Raw genomic sequence first — 17,559 nt, 5'->3', positions numbered from 1 at the left:
ATTTAGAGAAGTTATGCCCGTATGAAACTGCGGGTGTAAGTACTCCGTGGAGGGGACGCTATGAAAGTTGCAGAAGTCCGCCACATCCTGGATACCATCGGAGGCATGTTCCCTGATGCGCATTGCGAGCTGAACCATAGTAACGCTTTTGAGCTAACTATAGCGGTGCTGCTCTCGGCCCAATGTACGGACGCAACAGTGAACAAGGTGACCGAGGACCTGTTTCAGAAGTATAAGGCTCCAATCGACTACATTTCAGTGCCGCTTGAAGAGCTCGAGCGGGATATCCGGCGGATTGGCTTATTTCGCAACAAGGCCAAGCATATTCAGAACCTCTGCTCCATTCTGATTGAGCAGTATGGCGGAGAAGTGCCTCAGGCCCATGATTTGCTGGTAACCTTACCGGGTGTCGGCCGCAAGACTGCGAATGTGGTCATATCCAACGCTTTCGGCGTACCGGCCATTGCCGTGGATACTCATGTGGAACGGGTAGCCAAACGGCTCGCGCTTGCGGGCTGGAAAGATTCGGTGCTGGAAGTGGAGAAGAAGCTGATGAAGGCGGTGCCGCGTGACGAATGGACGTTAACGCACCACCGGCTGATCTTTTTCGGGCGTTATCACTGTAAGTCGCAGAATCCGCAATGTCAGGTCTGCCCGCTGCTGGATGTATGCCGGGAAGGCAAAAAACGTATGAAAACCGCTGTAATCAGGAAAGATAAGGTTCATACGAAATCAAACAAAGATTTAGAGATGAAGAAGAGGATGGGATAGAGATGAAGTGCATTTCTGTATACACCGATAATTTTGAAGCGTTCTCCGATATTTTTGACCGTGTGGTGGACAGCCCTATGGAAGAAAATGAAGAGCAGGAAGTAGAGGGCATCACAATCAGCCATTCCGGCGATGTGCCTGAGTTCTACCTGGAACGTATGTCCGTGAAGCCTGAAGTGGTTGTTATGAAGGACAAAGCCCGCGGCCTTACCATTCTGCAGCACGGTAAAGTGTTCGAAATCCTGCTTCCAGTCCTGGAAACAGCTTAATAGCAATTCATATGTACAAAGAGCCGGCCCGAGGGCCGGCTTTTTGCGTCAAACGATAAGAATATATATGTCTGGGACCCGGCAAATTCCTGAGTAATCATCGAAGATAAGGCCTTAGTGAGTGTGGTGTTATATGCGTGGTTGGCTAATCTGAGAACGCTCTAAGCCTTAGAGAATAGGCAATGTAAACCATAAGAGAAGGCAGGAAGAACACGGCACACAGCAGCAGGGAAACATGCGAGATGTTTTGAAGCAGCTGATGGTCCCACACCTGCCGGGAAAGATATAGCAGCACACAAGTGATGAGCGTCAGCAGCATGACTACAATAGCGAAAACTTTGCTGGCACGGGTGATTTTGCGGTATTTCTCATAGAGTGTTGAGCGGTCTGTATGAATGGGAACGGTTCCCGGTTCAGCAACGAAGATATGCATATCCCCGGCGGAACACACATAACCCCAGCCGCTGTCAGCGAACATTTCACGGTACTCATTCTGGTCCTTCTGCGGCACATGCTGGATGTCCAGACAATAAATTTGCTTATGCGCTGGACCTCTGCGGACAATGAAGCCAGAACCAAACAGGGAGAACCGCTCCAGCAGCCAGCCTTTCTCCGACAACCTGCTTAGTTTAGTCATTTCATTCTGCTCGGCAAAAGCCAGTCCTTTAGACGGAATGTACCGTGTCTGCTTATTAGTTTTCATGAGTCAACGCCTCCTTAGCATTTAGCTGTGCTATATTCCCGTGCCTCGACATGCGCAGTCTCCGTTCAATCTCAGCCTCCACCAGACCCGTTCCGCTTGAAGTAATCTGATAGGTCTTGCGCCGTTCATCCTCATCCTCGTTCAATAGAATGTAGCCGGATTTCTGCAGTTTCTTGATTAGTGTATAGAGTGTAGCGGGTCCCATCCTGACTTCGCCTTCGGTTAGCTCTTCGATGTACTTCATGATTGCATAGCCGTGCTTCGGAGTGAGCAACGCGAGCAGAATATAATAAGCTGAGTCGGATAATTGCTCCGTTTGCAATGGGTTATTCTTGGTCATTACACACCTCCTGTCCGATAATAGAAGAACCTAAGATATATATCGTAATTGGTTATATCCAACTATGATATATCCATTATGGATATAGTAATAAATCTGGAATCATCTGTCAAGGGGTCGATTAGTCCAGCGAAGTCTTGTTTTTCGTGAAGGATTATAGCTGATTTTGTAAAAGTGGCTAGTTGATTTGTGACAATCTGATGATAAAATGTAATTATTCTATTCTTGCTGATCAGATAAACATACTAATGTTATAGCTTCACATAAGTGGAAGCCCGAAGCTTATCTATTCTTATCTATAAATAAATGGATGCACATGTTGTAGATTGCAGAAGGTGGGGTTGGTGTGGGAGCAGAACGGAGCAGGATGAGGGAAGTAATATCCAGTACGTCAACGCTTATGCTGCTGAAGCAGAAGCTGGAGAGCTGGGGCGAACAGAATAGTGCGCAGATAGCAGCAGATTTGATACTTAAAGAGCAAGCGGGAGAATTGACCCTTGCCTTCTGCGGACATTTCTCTGCGGGTAAATCCAGTATGATTAATGGCCTATGCGGAAAAGCTGTGCTGCCATCAGGTCCGGTTCCAACCAGCGCCAATATTGTATCGATCCGCAGCGGGGCTCCGCGGGTAGTGCTTCATGCAGATCCGGAGGCACCTGGGAGTCATGCACCGGCAATAGAAACTACACCAGACCGGCTGCAGGAGTACTGCCGCCAGGGTGCTGAATATTTAGCGATTGAGGTCTGGGAGGAAGTCCCGCTGCTGGGGAAGCACGGCGTTCTAATGGATACTCCGGGGGTGGATTCCACCGATGAGGGGCATCAGGCGGCGACTCACTCGGCGCTGCATTTGGCTGATGCCGTGTTCTACGTTATGGATTACAACCATGTGCAATCGGAGAATAATCTGGCGTTTGCCAAAAGTCTCAGCGACTGGGGCAAGCCGCTGTACCTTATCATCAATCAGATCGACAAGCACAGAGAACTGGAAATCTCCATAGTGGAATACCGGCAGCAAGTGGAAAGCGCTTTCCGGGAATGGGGGATTCATTCCGCTGGTCTGTTGTTCACTTCACTCAAAGTGAAGGATCACCCTCTGAACCAATGGGATGATCTGCTCGCGGTAATTGCAGCTCTGCTGGAGCAGCGAAAAGAACTGCTCGGCTACAGTCTGTCCCGTTCCATCCACCATACGGCGGCTGCGGTGCTTGCAGCTTACCGCGAGGAGCAGCAGGAGGAGCGCTCTCAGTTACTGGAAGCGGCCGGGGATGCCGGTAAGGAAGCGGTGGAGGCAGAAATCCGGGAAATTTCGCAGGCTGAGGAGCTGCTCGTGCAGCTGCCGGAGCGGATGCGGCTGGAGCTGCGCAGTAAGCTGGATGCCCTGCTTGGCAACAGCAATCTGATGCCAGCCGATGTAAGGGATGCTGCTGGAGCTTATATCGAGAGCAGCAGCCCGGGTTTCCGGCGCGGGCTATTGTTCACCGCGGCGAAGCGGGAGAAGGAGCAGGCAACGCGGCTTCTCCACTGGCACGGGCTTCAGCAGAGAGAGATCACTGCCCAGCTGGAGTGGCATATACTCCAGCTCGTGCGTGACTGGGCTGAAGGCGCAGGGCTGTGGCAGGAAGGGGCAGAGCCGCTGCTGAAGCAGGCGTTCCCGGCGGTGAGCCAGCAGTGGCTGGCGGATCAGGTGAAGCCGGGGACCGGGTCGTCGGGCGAGGCGCTGCTTAATTTCTGCCGCACGCTTGCGGCAGAAATTAAGGCACAGTTCCGCCGCGCGGCTCTGGCCTTCGGCGAGCAGCTGCTGGCCCAGCTGCCGCCGCTGCTGGACGAGCGGCGCGCGGAGCTCTCGCGCCGCGAAGCGGCCCTGCAGCGGCAGGCGCACGCGCACGCCGCGCTGGCCGCTCTGGACCGCGCGGCTGCCGCGCGCGCGGGCGAACTCGCGGCGCTGCTGCCGCCGCGCCGTACCCTCACCCCCGGCGTCCTGCCGGAGGTGAGGGCCCTTACGGCTGGCGCGCCTTGCGCCGCCAGCCCTGAGCAGCCGCCGCGCAGCGCAGCGGCTGCTCACCCCGCCGCCGCACCGTGGGCGGCGGGTACGGCTTCGCCGGCGGGCGGGCGCCGCCGGCTGACGCAGGCCGCAGCGGCGCTGCACGCTGCGGCCGGGCTGCTGCGCGAGGAGCCGGCCATGGCCTCGGCTGCGCGCAGCCTGGCGGCGCGGGCGGAGGACCTCGCCGGCGGCCGCTTTACGATGGCGCTGTTCGGAGCGTTCAGCGCCGGCAAGTCCTCCTTCGCCAACGCCCTGCTGGGCGAAGAGGTGCTGCCTGTGTCTCCGCATCCCGCCACGGCTGCCGTCGGCCGCATACTGGCCCCCGAGGGCGGATTCGCCCACGCGACTGCGGCCGTGACCATGAAGTCAGCGGAGGATTTCTGGGACGATATCCTCCATTCCTTCAGTGTGCTGCAGCTGGCACCGCCGCAGCACACCACCTGGACTGCAGCGGTGGCCCGCCTGCAGACCAGCGGGCTTCATCCGTCCTCGCTGCCGCATGCCGGATTCTTGCGCGCAGCGGCAGCGGGCTGGGAGGAATCCGGCCCGCTGCTCGGAACAGAGCGTACAGTCAGCCTTCAGGAATACCGCAGCCTGGTAGCCGATGAGAAACGGGCCTGCTTCGTGCAGAGTACTGACCTATATTATGACAGCCCTCTGACACGGAGCGGCATCGTATTGGTTGACACCCCCGGAGCGGATTCCTTACATGCCCGGCATACCGGTGTAACCTTTGGCTACATGAAGAATGCGGATGCGATCTGCTTCGTGACCTACTATAATCATGCCTTCTCCAAAGCCGACCGCAGTCTCCTGGCCCAGCTGGGAAGAATCAAGGACAGCTTTGCCCTAGATAAAATGTTCTTCATCATCAATGCGTCCGACCTCGCTTCAGACGAGGCAGAGCTGGAAGAAGTGAAGCAGCATGTGACGCAGAATCTGCGTGCCGGCGGCCTGACCTCCCCGCGGATCTATGCCTTGTCTAGTCTGCTTGCCCTGGAGGGCAAGTCGCGCGGGGTACGGGAGTCCTACGAGGCTTCCGGATTCAGCAGCTTCGAAGAAGCGCTGTCTGAATTTGCGGGTGAGGAGCTGCCACGCCTGTCACTGGCGGCGGCGAGGGATAGCCTAAGCTCGGTCCGGCTCCGCGCGGAGGAATGGCAGCATATGGCGCTTATGGCAGCGGACCAGCGGGAAGAAGGGCTGCGGCGGTTCCGGCAGCGCCGGGATGACGCAGGCCTCCGGCTGGCACAGCTTGAGCGGGAAGAGCGGCCCATCCGGGATCTGCGCCGGGAGGGTGAGGAGCTTCTCTATCATGTCCGGCAGCGCCTGTCCTTCTCCTTCGGCCGTTCCTTTCAGGAATCGTTCCATCCCTCTATCCTCCGGGAAGAGGGCGGTCATCTGAAAGACATCTTCATTGCCTGCGGCCGGGAGCTGGAGCGCAGTATCCTGCGTGAACTGGAGCAGGAGCTGTGGGCGACCACCCTGCGGCTGGAGGCGGCAGGGCGCAGGCTGGTAACTCAGGCGGCTGCAGCCGCAGCCGCAGAACTTTCCATCCCGGGTCAGGAGCTTCAGCTTCTGGAGAATTCAGACGAGCGCTGGCCCGTCCCGGCAAAGCTCGATTGCTCCCTAGCCCCTCTGGATTGGGCAGCACTGTGGAGCCGCTTCAGATCACCGCGTTATTTCTTTGAAGGCCCTGGACGGGCAGACATCCGCACAGCTGCCGAGCACTGGTTCAAGGAGGCTATTGCTGCTGCGGCTGTAAGCCAGGAAGAACGGCTGCTGTCTTTCTATACCGGTGCGGCAGCGGCGGCACTTTCCCTTGCCGCAGAGCAGCTGCGTGAAGGTCTGGCCGAGCAGGAAGCGGCCATGTCGGAACTCCTGAAAGGGGGTGATTCAGCGCAGCACTGGGGCCAAATTGCCCGCGAATTATCGCTCATGGAGCAATCTTTCGTCAATATGGTGGACAGTCATCTGTGAAGTTTGTAGGAAAATGTCGAAGAATGCTTGCAATCTGCTGGTTGATGGATGAAAATAAAGAAGCCTGAAAATTTACAATGAAACTGCGACAATTTACAGAAATAGAGAAGTCGGCAGTCAAATTTGCGAAAAGAGGTTGGAGTCGACAATGTGGGGAGCTCCTTTTTCAGCCCGGAGTAAGAAGCTGCTGCTGCTCGGCAGCGGTGAACTGGGTAAGGAAGTCATTATCGAAGCTCAGCGCCTTGGCGTAGAGACCGTAGCTGTGGATCGTTATGAAGCTGCACCGGCGATGGGTGTAGCCCACCGCTCTTATGTACTGGATATGCTGGATGCAGAGGCACTGAAGCAATTAATCCGTTCAGAGAAACCGGATTTGATTGTCCCCGAGATCGAAGCCATTGCTACCGGAGCGCTGGTGGAACTGGAGGAAGAAGGTTTCCTCGTGGTACCGACCGCACGTAGCGCTAGACTGACGATGGACCGGGAAGGCATCCGCCGCCTTGCGGCTGAAGAGTTGGGTCTGCCGACCGCCGGATACCGGTTCGCTGACAGTCTGGACGAACTTCACCAGGCCGTAAGTGAGCTTGGAACACCGTGTGTGATCAAGCCGATCATGAGCTCTTCCGGCAAGGGACAGAGTATTTGCAGGACACCTGAGGATGCCGCAGAATGCTGGAATACGGCTCTGGAAGGAGCACGTGCCAAAGGTACACGCGTCATTGTAGAAGCTTTTGTCACTTTTGAGAGTGAAATTACACTACTTACCGTCCGCTCGGTTAGCGGAACCGTATTTTGTCCGCCGATCGGCCACATCCAGAAGGATGGCGATTATGTGGAGTCCTGGCAGCCACATCAGATGAGTGAAGCGCTGCTTGCCGAAGCACAGTCGATGGCCCGGGCCGTTACGGATGAGCTTGGCGGATATGGGATTTTTGGAGTGGAGCTGTTTCTGACCCCGGACGGGGTACTGTTCAGCGAAGTATCACCCAGACCGCATGACACAGGTATGGTTACAATGATTACGCAGGATTTGTCGGAATTTGCTCTGCATGTCAGAGCCATTCTTGGATTTCCGCTGGAATCGGTACGTTTGTTAACACCGGGTGCTTCAGCTACCCTGAAGGCCGAAGGAACTGGACAAGCTTTTGCAGTAACCGGGATAGATAAGGCGCTAACCTTTCCCCGAACGCAAGTCCGTGTATTCGGCAAACCGGAGATCCGCCCTGGACGGCGGATGGCAGTAACACTCAGTTCAGCGGAAGATGTGGAAATCGCGCGGACGACGGCCAAGCAGGCGGCGTCTATGCTAAAAGTGGAGGTATACGAGGATGAACAGTAGTACTCAGGAGCAGGTACTGCAAATTCGCAAATGTGGCATGAATGATCTGGAGAGAGTTACAGCCCTTCTGCGGGAATTCGGCTATCCGACGACGCTTAGCGTGATGAAAGAGAGAATGGAAGGCATGGAGCATGATCCGCTCCACTGCACAATGGTCGCAGAACTCAATAACGAAGTTGTGGGAATGATCGGACTCCGGCAGGTGAAGTCCTATTACAAACATGCAGATTGTATTACGGAAATTACCGCGCTGATCGTATCAGAGGAACTTAGAGGACAAGGCCTTGGCAAAAGACTCGTATCCGCAGCGGAAGAATGGGCACGCCATCAAGGCTGCTGCCAGCTGTTCCTGCGAAGCGGCAACCGCGTGGAGCGTGCACCGGCACATGCCTTTTACCGCCATATCGGGTTCGAAAAGACAACAGGCTACCGCTTCAACAAAGCATTGCTATAATTCCTATACGTGACCGAACATCCCCATCCCGGCATAAGCGGGATGGTTTTTTTTATGCCGATTCACAGAATTTATAAGTCTCACACGATAACATACCCATCTATTTTCTTCTGAAACGGTAGTCCTTATTCATGATTGACAGCGACGAAGACGTTTCCTCAAGTAATTAGTGGAAAAAGAGCATCTAATTTTGCCGGAACAGACGTTTCTTGAACAGTAGTTGGAAAAAATACATTTATTTATCCACCATTCGTCACCTGGCGCTCGAATCAAGGGAGTAAGTGTTGTTATTCCACTTACAATGGTGGTGCCCAATTATATGATGAAATTAAGTGTCCAAATTCCACTTATTGTTCATGAAGCGGGATGGACCGCACCTCACCTATAGGAGTGTGATTCAGGAATGTAGCGGCGTCAGGCGGTCCGGGGAATTTCATTCTGTAATGGATTCGCACTATGTATGTACATAATATTTACTTGCAATAAATGCACTCAGCCTATATAGTGAATTGCTCCCCATATTTGACTTGATCCGCTACTGCAGCTTTCATTATTTAAACATAGATTGAGCTTACTGAATCAGCTATTATAATGCTGTAAAACTCCAAACGATATCCGAAGAGGGATGAAGCATGTATAAATTAATTCTCGCCGAAGACGAGGAAGATGTAAGAGAAGGCATTATCGCCCAGATCGACTGGGAGAAATACGGATTTGAAGTGGTGGAACAGGCGGAGAATGGCCGTGAAGCCGCAGATGCGATAGACCGGTTGCTGCCGGATGTGGTGGTTACCGATATCCAAATGCCGTTCATGAATGGACTGCAGCTGGCGGAATGGATCCGTAGCCGTCACCCTAACACGAAGATAATCATTCTGACCGGCTATGATGAATTCGAATATGCCCAGAAGGCGATTAAGCTGCAGATTGATGAATATATTCTTAAGCCCTTCTCTTCTCAGGAGCTGATTGATGTCCTGCTGAAGGTTAGAGCTGCTATTGAGACCGAGATTGCCGAGAAGGAGAATGTATTCGTGCTCAGCGAGCATTACCGCAAGAGCCTGCCGGTGCTGCGTGAGCAGTTCCTGTCCTCTCTTGTGTCACGCCGTCTGCGCTCCGTAGAAATTACCGAGAAAAGCGCAGAATATGGCATCAATCTGAGCGGGGAGCTATTTCAATCCTCTGTTATCAGCATTGATTATATCCGTCCGGACAGAAGCTCCGGCGTTCCTGAGGCCAGGCCGGTATCCCTGCGTGACACCGGGGACCGTAATCTGCAGCTCTTTGCCGTCCTGAATATTGCCGAGGAAATCTGCCAGAAGCACAGCTTCGGCAAGGTGTTCATCCACCGCGATGATGTGGTGCTGCTCTCCGTGAGCCAGGGAACCGATGAGAGCGAAATGACAGCCAGAACCTTCACCATTCTTGAAGAAATCCGCCAGAATGTACAACGTTTCCTGAAACTCACAGTGACTGCAGGTGCAGGAACGGTATGCCGGATGCCGTCCATGCTGTTCAATTCCTTCGGGGATGCACTGCAGGCACTGGATTACCGGCTGATTCTCGGCAACAACCGTGTGATCTGGATTGAGGATGTGGAGTCGAGATCCAGCCAGATGCTGGCCTATGATGAGCTGACCCAGCAGTCGCTGATCCGCACGATCAAGCTGGGTACAGTCCAGGAGCTGCGGGAAGTAGTGGACGAGCTGTTCGGGGGACTGGATACGGCGCAGGTCTCGACACAGGATTATCAGATTTTCCTGCTGGAGATCATTACATCGATTCTGCGGGTGGCCAAGGAATCCGGAAGTGAAACGAATGACTTTATCGGCTCAGGCATTTCATCGCTGACCGAGCTTAATAAGTTCAACAATATGGGGGAAGCCAAGCAGTGGATTATCACGGTGTGCAGCCGGCTGATGGATACCATTGCATCCGAGCGGCAGTCGAGCTATAAGCAGCTGATTGACCAGGCCAAGGATTATATCCGTGCCCATTATGAGGAGTCCGACATTTCCATCGGCAAGGTATGCCAGCATCTGCATATCAGCACAGGTTATTTCAGCAGTATTTTCAAGAAAGAAATGAAGATGACCTTTGTCAGCTATCTGCTGCAGATCCGGCTGGAGGCGGCGAAGGAAATGCTGCGCTCGACCGAGCTGAAGGCCTTTGAAATCGCCGAGCGGATCGGTTTTGCCGATCCGAACTATTTCAGCTTCTGCTTCCGCAAGAAATACGGACAGTCACCCAAAGAGTATAAGAACAGCTCGCGGGGAGGATAACCCATGAATAAGCCGAAGGGTACTTTCTTTCCGCTTCGCCCGCAGCCCCGCAAGAGAGGCAAAATCCGCCTGTCGTCCAAGCTGCGCAGCATTCAGCTAATTATTACCCTGACTTTTACGGCGGTCACTGTGGCAGTAGCGGTGATCGTCAGCATTATGCTGTACGGGAAGTTTGCCAACACGGCGGAGGAGAATGCCAATCTCAATATGCAGCAGATTATCGAGCAGGTGAATTATAATCTGGAGCTGTATGTTAAAGGGATGGGCAGTATTTTTGAGACGGCGGAGAAGCAGATCACCACGAGTCAATCCATTGACTCTCCGTTGCTCTATGAACGGATGTACACACTAATGAGCAGCCGCGAGGACCTGGTATCCATGGCTGTTTTTACACCACAGGGCAAATATGTAGTAGGTACGCCTGGTCAAAGCATGCGCCTGAACACTCAGCTGGAGAGCCAGAGCTGGTTCACTACGGCCAAGCGGACCTCGGAGATATCCTACTCAGCCCCGCATATTCAGAATTTGTTCAAGGGACGGTATACCTGGGTCGTATCGATCAGCAAAATGATTCAGTACAGGGAGAAGGGTGAGCTGAAAACCGGTGTCCTGCTGCTGGATTTCAATTTCAGGACGATTGATGAGCTAAGCCGGCAAGTGAAGCTCGGTAAAAGAGGATACGCTTACATTCTCGATCCGCTCGGGAATATCGTCTACCATCCGCAGCAGCAGCTGATCTATGCCGGCCTCAAATATGAGAATGTAGAGCCGGTGCTGGAATATGCCTTCCGCAGCTATCTGGATGAGTCCACCGGAGAGAAGCGGTTTATTACCGTGCGCACGCTGGCTCAGACCGGCTGGAAGATCGTCGGTGTCGCTTACTATGATGAGATTGTAACGACCAAACGCGATCTGAACCAATTTCTGTCCTGGTTCCTCGCAGTTGTCCTGGTGTGTGTAACCGCCGTATCTGTGTTCCTGTCCTGGCTGATTGCAAGTCCGATCCGCAAGCTGGAGCGTACGGTCAAGCAGGTGGGCGAGGGAGATCTCAATACCCCGATCAATGTCAGCGGCGCCTACGAGGTGGAGCAGCTGTCCAAACGCTTCAATATGATGCTCCAGCGTATCCGGCAGCTGATGGATCAGATCATCTATGAGCAGGAGACCAAACGCAAAGGCGAGCTTGAAGTCCTGCAGTCGCAGATCAACCCTCATTTTTTATACAACACACTGAATTCGGTCATCCGGCTGGCAGAGCGCGGCAAAACGGATGAGGTCGTCACGATGATTCAGTCCCTTTCGAAATTTTTCCGGATCAGTCTGAGCAAGGGCAAGAATATAATTACCATCCAGGAGGAGCTGGATCATATCCGCCATTACCTGGTGATTCAGAGCTTCCGTTTCAAAAATAAGTTCCGTTACGAAATAACGGCACAGGATGAAGTATTACAGTACCAGACGATTAAGCTGATCCTGCAGCCAATCGTTGAGAATGCACTTTACCATGGGATCGAAATGATGCCGGATGAAGGGCTGATCTCGATCAGCGCTGAGCTTCAGGATGGACTCATTATCATCAGGGTCAGTGACAACGGCCTCGGGATGTCCATGGAAACGATGAACGTGATTCTGAGCGGAGGCGTTAAAAGCGGAAGCGGGTCTGGAGTCGGCGTACGGAATGTTCATGAACGGATCGGCTTATATTATGGCCGCGAATATGGGCTTGCTTTTCAGAGCGAAATTGAGGAAGGCACAATCGTCACCATCACATTCCCGGCCCGCCTGGCCGGTGAAGGACTGGAAGAGGAGAAGGAGGAGACAAACCGGTGAGAAGCATACGTTTTTGGCTGACTCTGCTGCTGTGCGGGGTGCTCTGGATCTCCGTGTCGTCTTGCTTTAATTCGTCACCTGCTTACATCAGTACGAACAAGACGCGCAATATTCATTTGATCGTCAAGATGAATAAAGGGGATTACTGGAATACGGTGAAGCTGGGAGCGGAAGCTGCAGCGAAGGAATTCAATGTCAAGCTGACGTTCAAAGCGCCGGATTCGGAGAGTGATATCGATGAGCAGGTGGTTATGGTGGAGGAATCCATTAAAGAGAAGGCGGATGTGATTATTCTCGCTGCCAGCAGCTATATGGGACTGGCTCAGGTCGTAGACCAGGCAGCATATTACAGAATCCCTGTGATTTCAGTTGATGCGGAAGTCGGATCAGCCAGGGTACAGGCCTATGTAGGGTCGAACGGTTATGAAGCGGGACAGAAATCTGCGGAGAGGCTGATCCAGCTTTTGCAGGGATATGGCGAAGTCGGAATTATCAATTTCACCAACTCCTCTTTGAATGCGGGCCCGGGGTCTACAGGCAGCATTGATTACGGGGCCAGAGATGCGGATGAGCGCGAGAAAGGATTCCTCAATTACGCAGCCCGTTATCCGAATGTCAAAGTGGTGCAGATCTCCTACACTTCCTCAAGCACGATGGAGGCCGAGACCCTGACCCGGGAAATGCTGGAGAAGCATCCGAATCTGCGCGGGATTGCCACCTTGAATGAAATAGCATCCCAGGGAGCAGCCAAAGTCATACAAAGCTTAAAAATGGGCAACATAAAGATGGTTGCGTTTGACAGTTCCCCTTCCATGATGGAATCGCTGCAAGATGGCACGGTGCAGGCGACCGTGATCCAGAACCCTTTCAGCAACGGGTATTTAGCCGTAAAATACGCCGTAGAAGCGCTTGAAGGTGTGACTATTCCAGAGCGGGTGGACACTGGTACCAAGCTGATTGATCTGGAGAATATGCTATGGCCCGAGAACCAGAAGCTGCTGTTCCCTTTTGTCAGATAGGAGTAAATCAGATTTTAGACATTAGAATTTTCATGAAAATGAGTAGTATTTTATATTCGCAACCGTTTTCATGTAGGGCATAATAAGGATGTACCCGGGACACACCGGGATAACAAAAAAGAAATATCCTCAGGAGGTCAATTGATTATGAAAAAAATCACTTCCGTTTTACTTGCTAGTGCTTTGCTGGGTGCTGCTCTTGCAGGCTGCGGCGGCAACAATAACGCTGCTGACACTGGTAACAAAGCTAACACAGGCAACGCTCCTGCAACTGCAAACTCTGGTTCAGCTGCTGAAACTCCAAAGGTTGGCGTAGCGATCTACAAATTTGATGATACTTTCATGACGGGTGTCCGAAACGCCATTGATACTGCTGCCAAAGGCATCGCCACTGTAGATATTGTAGACAGCCAGAACTCCCAGCCTACACAAAATGACAAGGTGGATTTGTTCGTCACCAAAAAATATGACGGCATGCTGATCAACCCGGTTGACCGCACAGCTGCAGGTGTTATCATCGACAAAGCAAAAACAGCTGACATTCCGGTTGTATTCCTGAACCGCGAACCGCTTCCTGAAGATATGAAGAAATGGGATAAAGTTTATTATGTAGGCGCAAAAGCAGAAGAGTCCGGTACGATGTCCGGCCAGCTGATTGTTGACTACTGGAAGGCTCACCCTGAAGCTGACAAGAACGGCGACGGCGTGCTGCAATACGTAATGCTCAAAGGCGAACCGGGACACCAGGATGCTGAGCTGCGTACCACCTACTCCATCCAGGCTATCGAAGATGCCGGCATCAAGGTTGAGAAATTGGCTGAAGATACTGCAATGTGGGATCGCGTAAAAGGACAGGAAAAAATGGCAGCCTTCCTCGGCTCCCACGGCGACAAGATTGAAGCCGTTCTTGCCAACAACGATGACATGGCTCTCGGTGCAATTGAAGCTCTGAAAGCTCAAGGATACTTCACTGGCGACAAATACATGCCGGTAGTAGGCGTTGATGCAACTGCTCCAGCGGTTCAAGCGCTGCAAGACGGCACTATGCTCGGTACTGTACTGAACGACGCTAACAATCAGGGTAAAGCGGCAATCGTCCTGGCGTCCCTGCTGGCTAAAGGCGAAACACCTACCAAAGAAACCGTAGGCTTCGACATCACTGACAACCAATACGTATGGATCTCCTACAAAAAGATCACTAAAGACAATGTAGCTGACGCTCAATAATCGTTAGATTGCTCCAGATACAGATAAGCTTCATAAACAAAAATCCCGGAGAGTGGTCACCCGCTCTCCGGAATTCCTTTCGGGTAGGGAACAGGATGGAACCGCTGTGCCTCTCATGGAAAAAGAAAAAAAGCGTAGGGGGCGTAACAACATGGCAAATGCTGAGTTTTTGCTGGAAATGAACGGCATTACTAAAGAATTTCCCGGCGTTAAGGCGCTGGACGGAGTCAGCATAAAGGTAAGACCGGGTTCGGTTCATGCACTTATGGGCGAGAACGGTGCAGGCAAATCGACACTGATGAAATGTCTCTTTGGAATCTATTCACCGGATGCCGGTGAGATCTTCCTGGATGGCCAAAAGGCCACCATCTCTAACTCCAACGATGCACTTAAGCACGGAATTTCGATGATTCACCAGGAGCTGCACCCGGTACCTTTCCGCAGCGTCATGGAGAACATCTGGCTAGGACGTTTTCCGACCAAGGGCATCGGGCCGATTCAGTTCATTGACCACAAAAAAATGTTCACGGACACGGAAAATTTATTTAAAGATCTGGATATCGATCTGAATCCCGAAACTTTGGTGGGCAAGCTGTCCGTATCCAAGGTCCAATCCATTGAAATCGCGAAGGCTGTCTCTTTTCATTCACGCGTCATTGTCATGGATGAACCAACCTCTTCCTTAACTAGTGTAGAAGTTGAGCATTTGTTCCGGATTATCCGGGATCTGCAAAAAAGAGGCGTAGCTATTATCTATATATCTCACAAGATGGAAGAAATTCTGGAGATTTCTGATGAAGTAACCATCATGCGTGACGGTAAAAAGATCGGCACCTGGCCTTCGGCCGAGCTTACCACAGATCTGATTATCTCCAAAATGGTCGGCCGTGACCTTACTAACCGATTCCCTGAACGCACAAATGTTCCGGGCGAAGTCTACATGAAGGTGGAAGGATTGACCTCACCGGAGCCAAGATCATTCAAAGATGTATCCTTTGAGCTGAGACGTGGTGAAATTCTCGGTGTTGGCGGTCTCGTGGGTGCGCAGAGAACAGAGGTTATCGAAGCCTTATTCGGTCTCCGCGCCATTAAATCCGGCTCCATCTCCATTGAAGGCAAGAAGGTGAAGATCAATTCGCCGCAGGATGCCAAGAAGCATGGCCTGGCCCTGTTGACAGAGGAACGCCGTGTAACCGGTATCTTCCCGGTATTGTCCGTGCATGAAAACGGGGCAATCGCCAACCTTGACCATTATAAGACGCCTTACTTCCTGCTTAACGGCAAAAAGAAGAAAGAAGAAGTCGATAAAATGATCGAGAAGCTGCGTACCAAAACACCAACAACCAAAACACAAATTATGAATCTTTCCGGCGGAAATCAGCAAAAGGTGCTGCTGGCTAGATGGCTGCTTACAGAGCCTGAAGTCCTGCTGCTGGATGAGCCGACCCGAGGTATCGACGTTGGTGCCAAATTTGAAATCTATACGATTATTGCTGATCTGGCGAAGCAGGGTAAGAGCATTATCATGATTTCTTCGGAAATGCCTGAGCTGCTGGGCATGTCTGACCGTGTAATGGTGATGTCGGAAGGACGGCTTACAGGAATATTAGAAGGCGAGCAAGCTACGGAAACCGAAGTTATGCGTCTCGCTGCACAGCATTAAGGAGTACGGATAGGAGAATATGCTCGCGTAATTTTAAGGGGGATCACTACTAATGAACGTTAAAAAAGCTCAGTCCTTTGTGACTCAAAACGCAATTTACATCGTGCTGATACTGCTGATTATGGGGATCATCATATATGAACCAAGCTTCATGTCCATCAACACCCTGCGTGACGTACTGATTCAGTCGTCAACACGCGTAATTATCGCGCTGGGGGTAGCCTTTATCCTCATCACAGCGGGTACCGACTTGTCAGCAGGCCGGGTAGTTGGTTTCACGGCGGTTATTTCCGCCTCCATGCTCCAGATACCGGATTACTCACGCCGGTTCTTCCCTGATATGCCGCAGGTCCAAGTATGGCTTCCCATCCTGATTGCCATTGTTGCCGGTCTGCTCTGCGGTCTCGTCAATGGTATCATTGTCTCCAAGCTGAATGTACCGCCATTTATCGCTACCCTGGGTACCATGCTCATCGTGTACGGACTTAACTCCCTGTACTTCGATATGGACCCTAACCAATCGCAGCCAATCGGTGGTCTGCGTCCTGACTTCACCAAAATCGGCTCCGGCTTTATCGGCAGCGGCCAATATTCAATACCTTACATCGTTCTCATAGCCCTGGCGGTCGCGGCCGTGGTCTGGGTGCTGTTCAACAAAACCAAACTGGGTAAGAACATGTACGCTATCGGCGGCAACATGCAGGCTGCTAAGGTTTCCGGTATCAACGTTTCCAAGAACCTGATCTACATCTACGCTATCGCTGGTGCCCTTTACGGTCTGGCCGGTGTGCTTGAAGCTGCAAGAACAGGCGGCGCTACCAACAACTATGGTAACATGTACGAGCTTGATGCCATCGCGGCTTGCGTAGTCGGCGGCGTATCCACAACAGGCGGTATCGGTACTGTGCCGGGTGTCCTGGTCGGTGTTATCATCTTCACCCTGATCAACTACGGTCTGACCTTTATCGGCATCAGCCCTTACTACCAGCTGATCATCAAAGGCCTCATCATCATCGCAGCTGTCTCGTTCGATATGCGTAAATATTCTTCGAAGAAATAATTGTGGTTCGGTGATTAGCCGTAGCTGCGGTGAATGTTTGGACTTCCGGGTGCTGGTGCACCCGGATTTCTTGCATTCAATGTCCATGTAAGATGTAAAATGAACTGGAAATCTTAAATATCAGGTATGATCGTAACTGCGGTGAGTTTTGGACTTCCGGCCCCTGTTAGGTTTGGATTTCCTGATTTTATTCCGCTGTTTGCGGTAGAAATCCAAACAAGAGTATGCTTCCGAAGTGAGCTTTCCTTTGGAAAGCTTTCAGGCGGACGCTATCGCTCCTACAGTTCCAAAATCTCCTCCGTTACTCTTACCTTATATAGGTTAACAGTTCATAGTCCATCTCACATTTCGATTGAATGCAAGAATGGTGCTGCCGTACCTCCAGTTCCAAACTTTACCTTCGTTACTCCCATCACCTCACCGGGGTGGGAGGGAGCATCTTAAGCGTTTGCGGTATTTCGCAAACGCCTTTTGCTTTGAGATTGTTGATTTTGTCGCAACGTTGCTCCACAACCATGCCAAATATCTGCACACTTAAGTGTGCAGCACACCCGAAAAGTAACCAGGTGTATAAATGTTGT

13 protein-coding genes are annotated in these 17,559 nt (G+C 52.1%); 11 read left to right on the top strand and 2 right to left on the bottom strand.

Annotated elements, in window-relative coordinates:
* The first annotated feature begins 60 nt into the window (after positions 1-60).
* Together nth and R50912_RS20770 are read left to right on the top strand one after the other, a co-directional pair.
* The gene (nth, locus tag R50912_RS20775; protein WP_042138565.1) at positions 61-771 is read left to right on the top strand and encodes an endonuclease III; all 711 of its coding nucleotides are present in this window, start codon (positions 61-63) and stop codon (positions 769-771) included.
* Between the two features lie 2 nt (positions 772-773).
* Positions 774-1,040: a hypothetical protein gene (locus R50912_RS20770; RefSeq protein ID WP_039308864.1), complete on the top strand. Its 267-nt coding sequence runs from the start codon at positions 774-776 to the stop codon at positions 1,038-1,040.
* 145 nt (positions 1,041-1,185) lie between these two features.
* Here R50912_RS20770 and R50912_RS33445 read toward each other — a convergent pair whose 3' ends face one another.
* The gene (locus R50912_RS33445) at positions 1,186-1,743 is read right to left on the bottom strand and encodes a DUF2812 domain-containing protein (protein WP_052416580.1); all 558 of its coding nucleotides are present in this window, start codon (positions 1,741-1,743) and stop codon (positions 1,186-1,188) included.
* Positions 1,733-2,083, bottom strand: coding sequence for a PadR family transcriptional regulator (locus tag R50912_RS20760; protein WP_042237550.1), 351 nt, complete (start codon positions 2,081-2,083; stop codon positions 1,733-1,735). Before R50912_RS20760 ends, R50912_RS33445 begins: the two co-directional genes overlap by 11 nt.
* 367 nt (positions 2,084-2,450) lie before the next feature.
* Here R50912_RS20760 and R50912_RS20755 point away from each other — a divergent pair, with 367 nt between their 5' ends.
* The 9 genes from R50912_RS20755 (at position 2,451) to mglC (ending at position 16,978) form a co-directional block, all read left to right on the top strand.
* The gene (locus R50912_RS20755; RefSeq protein WP_042242887.1) at positions 2,451-6,104 is read left to right on the top strand and encodes a dynamin family protein; all 3,654 of its coding nucleotides are present in this window, start codon (positions 2,451-2,453) and stop codon (positions 6,102-6,104) included.
* Between the two features lie 148 nt (positions 6,105-6,252).
* Positions 6,253-7,443: a formate-dependent phosphoribosylglycinamide formyltransferase gene (gene purT / locus R50912_RS20750; protein WP_042237549.1), complete on the top strand. Its 1,191-nt coding sequence runs from the start codon at positions 6,253-6,255 to the stop codon at positions 7,441-7,443.
* Positions 7,433-7,897, top strand: a complete 465-nt coding sequence (locus R50912_RS20745; RefSeq protein WP_039307750.1) for a GNAT family N-acetyltransferase — start codon at positions 7,433-7,435, stop codon at positions 7,895-7,897. The genes purT and R50912_RS20745 overlap by 11 nt, the downstream gene beginning before the upstream one ends.
* 632 nt (positions 7,898-8,529) lie before the next feature.
* Positions 8,530-10,179, top strand: a complete 1,650-nt coding sequence (locus R50912_RS20740; RefSeq protein ID WP_042237546.1) for a response regulator transcription factor — start codon at positions 8,530-8,532, stop codon at positions 10,177-10,179.
* 3 nt (positions 10,180-10,182) lie between these two features.
* Positions 10,183-12,009 carry a sensor histidine kinase gene (locus R50912_RS20735; RefSeq protein WP_081956590.1) on the top strand — a complete coding sequence of 609 codons (1,827 nt, stop codon included), beginning with the start codon at positions 10,183-10,185 and terminating at the stop codon, positions 12,007-12,009.
* On the top strand, positions 12,006-13,028 hold the full coding sequence (locus tag R50912_RS20730; protein ID WP_042237544.1) for a substrate-binding domain-containing protein: 1,023 nt from the start codon (positions 12,006-12,008) through the stop codon (positions 13,026-13,028). The genes R50912_RS20735 and R50912_RS20730 overlap by 4 nt, the downstream gene beginning before the upstream one ends.
* A gap of 147 nt (positions 13,029-13,175) precedes the next feature.
* Positions 13,176-14,255, top strand: a complete 1,080-nt coding sequence (locus R50912_RS20725; protein ID WP_156123228.1) for a galactose ABC transporter substrate-binding protein — start codon at positions 13,176-13,178, stop codon at positions 14,253-14,255.
* Positions 14,256-14,406: 151 nt separating this feature from the next.
* Positions 14,407-15,918, top strand: coding sequence for a sugar ABC transporter ATP-binding protein (locus R50912_RS20720; RefSeq protein ID WP_042237542.1), 1,512 nt, complete (start codon positions 14,407-14,409; stop codon positions 15,916-15,918).
* A 52-nt stretch (positions 15,919-15,970) separates the two neighbouring features.
* Complete coding sequence (gene mglC / locus R50912_RS20715) at positions 15,971-16,978, top strand: galactose/methyl galactoside ABC transporter permease MglC (RefSeq protein ID WP_042237541.1); 1,008 nt, start codon at positions 15,971-15,973, stop codon at positions 16,976-16,978.
* The last annotated feature ends 581 nt before the right edge of the window (positions 16,979-17,559 follow it).

The sequence above is a fragment of the Paenibacillus sp. FSL R5-0912 genome (assembly GCF_000758605.1).
In the GTDB taxonomy this organism is placed as follows: Bacteria; Bacillota; Bacilli; order Paenibacillales; family Paenibacillaceae; genus Paenibacillus_AQ.
This window is presented reverse-complemented; position numbering and strand designations above follow the sequence as displayed.